Origin of the sequence: Hydrogenophaga sp., assembly GCF_018780385.1 — a bacterium.
In the GTDB taxonomy this organism is placed as follows: Bacteria; Pseudomonadota; Gammaproteobacteria; order Burkholderiales; family Burkholderiaceae_C; genus Hydrogenophaga.
In genome coordinates, this window is record NZ_JADMJO010000009.1 from 23,476 (window position 1) to 29,991 (window position 6,516).

Here is a 6,516-nt window from a genome sequence, read left to right on the forward strand (position 1 = left end):
AAGGAACACTTCCACCTACGGCAACGGCATGAGTTCCGGGAACAGATACTCAATCAGTGCCTGGCTCTTGCGGATGGGCGTGAACGGCTCCATGTCGTTCCGATACTCCCGCTTGCACTGCTCGTACTTTTTGACCCATGCGCCGGGCGTGCCTTCCGCAGCCATCGAGGCTTCGCGGTCGTAGTACCGAACCGCATGCATGAACCAAATCAGGTGACCTTTGCTTCCGGTGGCTACGCTGTGGGCCACCTCCACCAGCCGTTTCTTCCCCTGGCCATACGGGCGGTTGTGTTTTGCCGAGTAGAGGGCGGAGATGCCAAAAGCGTCAATCTCGTTGTAGCCGTATGGCACCTCCAACCCCAGCTTCCTCAGTCGAGCCGCGAAGCTGAGCCAGGCCGAGTGTGGGGAGTCTGTTTCATACCGGACATCCCACCACGCCTCAACCTCATCTCGAAGAACTTCTGCTTCGGAGACCTTGGCGCTGCGGAGCCCGTCACGATGGCCGTCATAGTCGAAGTAGAAAGCTCTTTGGGTGGCTGGGTCGAGAGTCAGCTCGTCAAATGCGACAACCTTCCGGTGCAGCGCGCTGTTGCTACCGTCCACCGTGGGTACTGACCAGGCGCAGTCCAAGAAGAAGCGCTCTTGCTCCAGCGATGTCTTGACCGTGTTGGCGTTGACGATGAAGGCATTCTGGTTGTTGTTGTAGTAGACGTCCTCATCAGTCATACGGCGGTGCTCGTTGTCGAACGACGCGAATATCCAGAACAGCAGGCCACCCTCCTTGAGGTAGAACTGGCGGCGTCCGACGATGACATTGAGGAAGGTCGTGGACAGCTGAATCTCGAAGGCGACGGGAATGCCGTTGAACGTGGCTTGCACATCAGGCTTTCGCCACTCTCCCGTGAAGGCCCCGTTCCAGCGCTTCTCCGTTTGTATGTCTGAGAACCGACTATCGGCCGCCAAGCACTCGGCGACCCAAGCCTTCATCTGCAGGTGCTGTCTGCTTTCCTTGGCACCGTTGTACCTGCGCGCGTCAATCTCGTCCTGAGGCAGCTCTCCTCTAGTGATGGCGGGGCAGTTTCCGTCCTCTCCTCTGTGCCGGAAGAAGAAGCGCGTCTGCGTCATGTTGCGACAGATGTACACGGGAACCATGCAAATGGCGCAGCGATACAGAGGTCGCTCCTCGTTCATCGCAGTTTGGACGTCCATACGTAGCTGGACCAAGGAAGCGAAGTCGTTTCCCAGCACCACCTCAGTTCTCAGGTGGTCGCCGGAGTCCGTGTCCATAACTTCGCGAATGGCTGGGTCCAGAACGCAAAGCGATTCGCCAGGCGCCGGCACAGGCCTTCGCCGTCTGCGGGGGCGCGGGAAGGCGCCGGAGGGGGTGGTTGCAGAACCACCGATTTCACTCCTAGACGGACCGTCTTCATGAGGTGTTGCCATGCATGCATTGTGCGGTGCGCAGACCCCTTGGGGCAACGGCACCGGCGCTGCACCTTGGCAGGGAGACTCACCCGTCAGAGGGCTGTTCCGCTCCTAGCAATGCGCGAACTGGAGCTGCGTTTTACGCATCAGAACACCGACGGCGAACCCTACTGCGGTGCTGACGCTTTGCGCTTGCCCTTGGGGATGGCTTTTTGCAGCGTGCGTGCTTGCGCCTGCGCAGCCTTCACGGCATCGGCATCAAGCCTTCTATCGCAATAGAGCTTCTTGTTGCTCACGTCGCTGGAATCCACGCTGGTGCTGCCGGACTCCAGGATGACGATGCGCCACGCGCAAGCAAGAATAGGGTTGAGGGGTGGGGCGCCGGAGTAGCCGCCGCTGAGCCAGTAAGCGACGTTGCGCTGCGCTTGATAGTCTCCGGCTTTTGCGGACTTCTCTAGTGCCTCGTACTCGGCCAACGAGCCGGACGCTGCAGTGGCCGAGACCATGGCTGTGCAGAGGCAGAAAATCAGTTTCTTGGCGTTCACTTCAGGTATCCCCTGGGACTGTTTGTGGGGCGAGTTTAGTCGCCGGCCTCGGCCCGCGCCATGAAGCGCGAGCTCTTCACCGTGAGGAATCCCTCGGATGATGTTGCTGCAGGGCGACTTTCTTCCGGTATTGCGAGCGCCGCCGGCGGTGCGAGGTTTTCAGACCTTCCCAACCCGCCAAAAATCCGCTTGAATGGGTCCACCGATTTCCCATGCTCTTCGACTCCATGCGCCACATACATCTTCTCGCACCAGATGCGCTCTTGACTACGCCGAGTGGTCAGCCGCTGCCTGTCACTGTGCTCGTGGCGCTTTCGACTGGGGTCGACTACAAGTGAGCAACGAGCCTGAGCTTCTTCCCCTTCAACGGGACGTTCAACGAGCGATAGGCCGAGCTCTTCTCCGCTTCCAGCACCTCGAGAGAGTGCTCAAGGGCTTGGTGGCTGGTCGATTCACGTCAGCGATGCCGGGGCAGGCCGAGGCCGCTGCCAAACAGCGGCTCGAACAGGTAATGAACTCCCCGCTCGGCTGGCTCAAGGAGGAGCTGCTGGGGAAATACCTTAATCCAGAGGGGAACGTCGCCGACGAGAGCGAACTCGACAAAGCTGCGGCAAGGGGGCACATCGCTTTCCGCTTCAACCTTGAAGTCCCCGCACAGGACCATGCGAGCCTTTCCCAGCACCTCTCAGTTGTGCATGAGCGCCGCAACGTGGTGGTGCATCACTTCCTCGACACCTTCGACCTGCAGAGCCGAGAAAGCTGCTCGGCGGCCTTGGCGTACCTGGAAGAGACCCATCAACTGCTGGACACGCACCAGGGCGAAGTGCTGCTGTTTGCCGAGTGGGCGGCCAAGATGAACCAAGTGATGGCCAGGCAACTGCAAGGGCCGGAGTTTGGCGCGCTGTTGCAGGCGGGCCGAGAAGAGCTGGTTCCACCGCCGAAGAAGAAGCGCCGCCGGCGCGCTAGACGCTGACGTTGTAGAGGTAGGCAGGACCGCGTGACCAACACGTGGAATACATAAAAGACAGGGGGACGACGTATGGACAAACCAATCAGCAAGTTCTTCGAGAGCTTGGACCTTCCGTTTCGGAACATTCGCTGGTCGTGGGGCGCGCGGCGAGACAACCTTCTCCTGCTTCGTACCTGGGACGACGAGTACCGAGGGCGGACGAAAACCGTCACTGTTCTGCGTGAGCCCTCGGGGTACAAGCAGTCCGAATCTTACGGACTCGATGAACGCATCGTGCACTTGCAAGCCCTTTGGGGAGGTGAGCTCGCTGGGTACACGGTCATTGCCATGGTCAAAGACGCGGGCGCGCACCCTCGAGAAATCAAGACCTACAGGGAGGACGTGGTTTTCAGCATCAAGCGTCTTTCCGTCACGGCCGAGGGGGCAATCGTCGCCGAGCTCGGCGAGCTTGTTCCTGTCGCCGCGCTCAAGGCGCATGCCCTGACGCATCGCACCGAGGCTGGTGACGGGCTGTTCCCCATTGAGGACTCAGCGCGTTCTGGGCTGTCTACCGACTCATACCAGCAAAAGATTCCGGCCATCCGTGCATGGCTCATCGAGGTCTGCCAAGCCAAAGGCACCGTGACCTACTCGGACGTCATGAACCGATTTGGATTGAGCTTCTACCCGTTGCGTAATGCGATGAGCCGCCTTGGGCACGATTGTCGCAACGCGGGCGAGCCCATCATCACGGCACTCATTGTCGACAAAGAGACTGGCCGCTGCTCGCAAGGGCTCTTCGATGAATTCCACATCGACGATGACATCCTTGAGCGGCAGCGATGCTATGCGCACTGGGCGGGGCAGGCGCTAGAGCCTACGCAGGAGCCACCTCCTGCAGTGCCATCGTCACCTTCAAACGAGGAAGACCTTGAGCAACGCACAGCGCGCTTCACACAGGTGGAAGTCAGGCCGCAGCAGCGGGCGTTCCGTGAGGCCGTTTTCCGGGCGTGTGGCGGGAGGTGCGTCGTCAGCGGTTGCGACGTGCCTGAAGCACTCGAGGCGGCCCACCTACTCGGCCGTAGCTGGCGACAAGGCCACAACAGTGAAGCGGACGGCCTACTACTGCGCCGCGACCTGCATACCCTCTATGACCACGAGTTGCTTCGAGTCACCACTGATGGGCTTGCGGAGTTTGATGCGAGGGTGGCTGACTACTACCGAGAGTTTCACGGCACTACACTGCGCAACGAAACACCCAGGTGAAGTCATGAATGCAATTGATATCCTGCGCCGCGTGACGAAGCCGAAGACTGACGCGCAAGCAATGGAAGCTCTCGTCAAGCGCTATGGTTCGTCCGTGCGGGAGAACGTCAGCAGCGATGACCCGGCAGCAATGTTCCGCGCATCCATGTTGAGCGAGAAGTACATCGCTCGTCCACCTGTCTCAGCCTGCAATGTCACCCACCAAACTCTGACCGGCCCGCAATGAAGCCACGCAACAACTTTCGCCGGCTGATGTGCCTCGCGGCGCTTACTTTTCCTCTGCTCGGCACCGCGCAAGCTCAGGCCACCACCACGCCGGCGAAGGGGCCCATTACCCTGGCCGAGGTCAAAGCCTCGGTGTGGGGTGAATACGCGATTCAGCCGATGCTGTTCCCTGCCGAAACCTGGCGCTTCCATGTGGTGGTGGTCCCGAAGGATGTCCGACAGGGCACGCTCATCAAGATGGCCCAGGACTTCTACAAGAAGCACCCGAACACCCGGGCGCGGTTCTTCAGTGACACCAAGCATCTGCAGCAGTATGTCGACCGGGACCGGTTCATGAACGACAAGACTGGGAAGGTGAAGGAGGTCGCCTTTCCCAAATCGGAATGGGTCCAGGACCACCTTCTGGGGAACATCAACAACAGGTCCAAGGAAAACGGCCGGCAGTGGATGCTTGAGGACCGATACGGGAATCGCATCGCACCCCTGCCTTGAGTGGGGCCGGCGGTTGCCCGGTGCAAAGGCAGGTGCCCGTGCCCACAATCACACCTGAAAGGACTCCGTTCATTCCATACCCTTGGATTCGAGAAGCTGCAGCAGCTTGGCGGCCGCCCCGCTGGGATGCTTGTTAGCCGTAGGGGAGGGGCAAATGGACATGTGTGACGGCAAGATAAACGACTTGGCTATGCATTGGGATACGTGCTTCCATCCCCATTTCCATGCACAACCACCCCACCTTCTCCGAGAGTGACAGCGCCGGCAAAACCATGCCGGCCCCGCCGTTGTGCACTCAATGCGCTGAATGGGCTCGAGTTCAGGAAGCGTTTCTTCTCCTCGAGCGCAAGGGCTTTGTGCTGCCAAGCACGCCCAAGTGGAACACAGCTGTGCAGTCAGCTACGACCTCTGTCGAGCAACGCCGTTGTTGCTGCAGTGCCAACGTAAATGGGATGCCATTCAGCCGGCTTCATGAAGTCGGGGTACCCGGCTAACGGGCCTGCTTCTGTCAGCGGACGCCCGTTCAGCACCGCAAGGCTCACCCGTAGTGTGAAGTCGACAATTTCAAGCCAGGGGAGGGTGAGCCAGACGTGGTACGAGCCTGTGCGGGCCATTTGAGGGATGTCTAGCCCATGGGCTTGGATGATGGAAGTCCCATTCAAAGTAACAGCCCCAATGGTGAGAGTCGCGGTGTGTCCTACGACGCGCTCCACATGCCCCTTCATGGCTAAGCTTACTTCCGCACAGCGACAAGCGATGTCAATTGCCTCAAGTTGTCCTTTGGACCCAAGCACTTGGCTCGCAATGTCAGCGAGCTGCTTACCGTGCTCCTCGGAAATTCGACCAGGGCCACTCGGCAGCTCATAAGGCTCTGTTTCGTAGCCTTGAGAAGAGGTTCTTTCAATCGCGAGAAGAAAAGTATTGCTGTAGCTGGACATTCAACTGGTTCGAGTTAGTGGAACGCTATTCTCGCTTGAGTGAGATGACACTGAACTCCAGTGGGTGCATAAGTCTCTTGCTGGTTGATGTAGGCAAGAAGCCAAAGAGAGCTGACCGGGTCGAGAGAAAAACCGGCGTGACATGAAAAAGCCCCGGTCTTTCGAGCGGGGCTTCTGAATCAGCGCAACAGTTCAGGCGATGAGTGCATCTACGCCTTTGGACTCTACAAGCTGAAGCAACTTGGCAGCAGCCCCACTTGGATGTTTGTCGGCAGAAGGGGACTCCCATTTCTGAACCGTCGAAACGCTCACGTTCATGAACGAGGCGAACACTGCCTGGCTCATCTTCGCGACACGCGTTCTGACGGACACGACACGCTCTGGCGGGTACTCAGGCGGCTCTTCGCAGAGTGCCTTCATAAGGGCCATATCCGTTTTTGAAACCACGCCGTAGGAGTTCAGGTCTTCGGCAGTTTCCAGCAGCTCGCGGAGCATGCGAGCCTCTTCACTGTTTCTCTTTGGCATTGCAAATCTCCTTTAGCTTGCCTTCAACGGCCAGTTCACCCAGTCGTTCAATCGGTTGTTTGTTGAGGCCGGAGGCGATTGTCTTTGCGGCCTCAACTGACCCTGTCCCCGGATTTCGAACCGTTTGGTTACAGAGAGGACCGGCATGATG

General features: G+C 59.0%; 8 protein-coding genes. 4 read left to right on the forward strand and 4 right to left on the reverse strand.

Going from position 1 to position 6,516, the window contains the following annotated elements; genetic code table 11:
- Window positions 1–15 precede the first annotated feature (15 nt).
- Window positions 16–1,287, reverse strand: a complete 1,272-nt coding sequence (locus tag IV113_RS06300) for a DUF6035 family protein (RefSeq protein ID WP_291081867.1) — start codon at window positions 1,285–1,287, stop codon at window positions 16–18.
- A 305-nt stretch (window positions 1,288–1,592) separates the two neighbouring features.
- Window positions 1,593–1,970, reverse strand: coding sequence for a hypothetical protein (locus IV113_RS06305; RefSeq protein ID WP_291081869.1), 378 nt, complete (start codon window positions 1,968–1,970; stop codon window positions 1,593–1,595).
- 424 nt (window positions 1,971–2,394) lie between these two features.
- Here IV113_RS06305 and IV113_RS06310 point away from each other — a divergent pair, with 424 nt between their 5' ends.
- The 4 genes from IV113_RS06310 to IV113_RS06325 all read left to right on the forward strand — a co-directional run bounded on the left by IV113_RS06310 (window position 2,395) and on the right by IV113_RS06325 (window position 4,902).
- Window positions 2,395–2,943, forward strand: a complete 549-nt coding sequence (locus IV113_RS06310; RefSeq protein ID WP_291081871.1) for a hypothetical protein — start codon at window positions 2,395–2,397, stop codon at window positions 2,941–2,943.
- A gap of 66 nt (window positions 2,944–3,009) precedes the next feature.
- A complete protein-coding gene (locus tag IV113_RS06315) occupies window positions 3,010–4,185 on the forward strand; it encodes an HNH endonuclease signature motif containing protein (protein WP_291081873.1) in 1,176 nt (391 codons plus the stop codon).
- A 4-nt stretch (window positions 4,186–4,189) separates the two neighbouring features.
- Window positions 4,190–4,411, forward strand: coding sequence for a hypothetical protein (locus IV113_RS06320; protein WP_291081875.1), 222 nt, complete (start codon window positions 4,190–4,192; stop codon window positions 4,409–4,411).
- On the forward strand, window positions 4,408–4,902 hold the full coding sequence (locus tag IV113_RS06325) for a hypothetical protein (protein WP_291081877.1): 495 nt from the start codon (window positions 4,408–4,410) through the stop codon (window positions 4,900–4,902). Before IV113_RS06320 ends, IV113_RS06325 begins: the two co-directional genes overlap by 4 nt.
- Window positions 4,903–5,297: 395 nt before the next feature.
- Here IV113_RS06325 and IV113_RS06330 read toward each other — a convergent pair whose 3' ends face one another.
- Together IV113_RS06330 and IV113_RS06335 are read right to left on the reverse strand one after the other, a co-directional pair.
- Complete coding sequence (locus IV113_RS06330) at window positions 5,298–5,840, reverse strand: hypothetical protein (protein ID WP_291081879.1); 543 nt, start codon at window positions 5,838–5,840, stop codon at window positions 5,298–5,300.
- A gap of 192 nt (window positions 5,841–6,032) precedes the next feature.
- Window positions 6,033–6,335, reverse strand: coding sequence for a transcriptional regulator (locus IV113_RS06335; protein ID WP_291081881.1), 303 nt, complete (start codon window positions 6,333–6,335; stop codon window positions 6,033–6,035).
- Window positions 6,336–6,516: the final 181 nt, after the last annotated feature.